Source organism: Xanthomonas hortorum pv. cynarae, assembly GCF_002939985.1.
Classification (GTDB): Bacteria; Pseudomonadota; Gammaproteobacteria; order Xanthomonadales; family Xanthomonadaceae; genus Xanthomonas; species Xanthomonas hortorum_D.
The window spans coordinates 1-333 of the sequence record NZ_MDFM01000095.1 but is presented as its reverse complement, the minus strand read 5'-3'; the positions used below and the strand labels follow the sequence as shown (position 1 = coordinate 333).

Genomic DNA, 333 nt, shown 5'->3' with positions numbered 1-333 from the left:
TTTGTTCTCCGATCCGCGTCCGGCCTTGCCACCGTTACGCTCGCCGCCGAGATAGGCATCGTCGATCTGCACGAAACCCGCCAGTTTCCGCATGGATTCGCGCTCGGCCATAACCTGCATGATCTTGTGTTTCATCCGCCAGGCCGTCTTATAGTTGACGCCCAGATGCCGCATCAACTCCAGCGCGGCCATGTTGGTTTTGGTCGAGGTCAGCAGGTGCAACGCCAGCATCCAGGTGCGCAGCGGCAGCTTGGTGCCTTCGAACATCGTGCCTGCAATCAGGCTGGTCTGATGCCGGCACGCGCTGCATTGGTAGTAGATCGCAGCACCCCG

1 protein-coding gene is annotated in these 333 nt (G+C 60.4%); it reads right to left on the bottom strand.

Annotated elements, in window-relative coordinates; all coding sequences use genetic code 11:
* Window positions 1–333, bottom strand: a 333-nt coding sequence (locus XcyCFBP4188_RS22380; protein ID WP_146094093.1) for an IS1595 family transposase, incomplete at both ends; no start/stop codon positions are given.